Origin of the sequence: Enterobacter sp. Ap-867 (assembly GCF_011752855.1) — a bacterium.
In the GTDB taxonomy this organism is placed as follows: domain Bacteria; phylum Pseudomonadota; class Gammaproteobacteria; order Enterobacterales; family Enterobacteriaceae; genus Cedecea.
Window position 1 is genome coordinate 1 of record NZ_VWWS01000026.1, and the last position, 958, is coordinate 958.

Below are 958 nucleotides of genomic sequence, written 5' to 3' on the forward strand. Positions count from 1 at the left end.
CTGTTTCGCCAGTCCGTTGCGAATTCAGCTGGTGTCTGGTAATCCAGCGATGAATGGGGACGGCACTCGTTATAATCCTGCCGCCAGTCATTAATCGTTTTCCGGGCATGAAGAATATCGCTGAACCAGTGTTCATTCAGACACTCATCGCGAAAGCGTCCGTTAAAACTCTCAATAAATCCGTTCTGCGTTGGCTTACCTGCCTGGATAAGCCGGAGTTCCACACTATGCTCAAAGGCCCATTGATCGAGCGCGCGGCAGGTAAATTCCGGACCCTGATCGGTTCTTATTGTCGTCGGATACCCCCGAAACAACGCGATGCTGTCCAGAATACGCGTGACCTGAACGCCTGAAATACCGAAAGCAGCGGTGATCGTCAGACACTCCTTCGTGAAATCATCCACACAGGTCAGGCACTTGATCCTTCGACCGTTGGCCAGTGCATCCATAACGAAATCCATCGACCATGTAAGATTCGGTGCATCCGGGCGCAGAAGCGGAAACCGTTCGGTCGCCAGCCCTCTACGGCGTCGTCTGCGTTTTACGCTCAGTCCATTAAGGTAGTAAATACGGTATACCCGCTTGTGATTGACGTGAAGGCCCTCCCTACGCAGCAACTGCCAGATGCGCCGATAACCAAAACGTCTGCGTTCAAGCGCCAGCTCGGTAATACGCCCAGATAAATGTGCATCAGCAGCCGGACGCTGATCATCATAACGGCAGGTCGACAGGGACAAACCTGTAAGCCGGCAGGCACGACGTTGCGACAGACCGGTCGCATCAAACGTCAACACCACGGCTTCCCGCTTCTGACCTGTCGTCAGTACTTTCGCCCCAGAGCCACCTGAAGCGCCTCCTTATCCAGCATGGCTTCGGCAAGCAGCTTCTTGAGCCTGGCGTTCTCTTCCTCAAGCGACTTCAGGCGCTTAACCTCGGGCACCTCCATACCGCCATACTT

Annotated in this window: 1 pseudogene; it reads right to left on the reverse strand. The window is 54.3% G+C overall.

The window, feature by feature from the left end:
- Positions 1-958: pseudogene (locus F3J26_RS22525) on the reverse strand (IS3 family transposase); the annotation flags it as partial.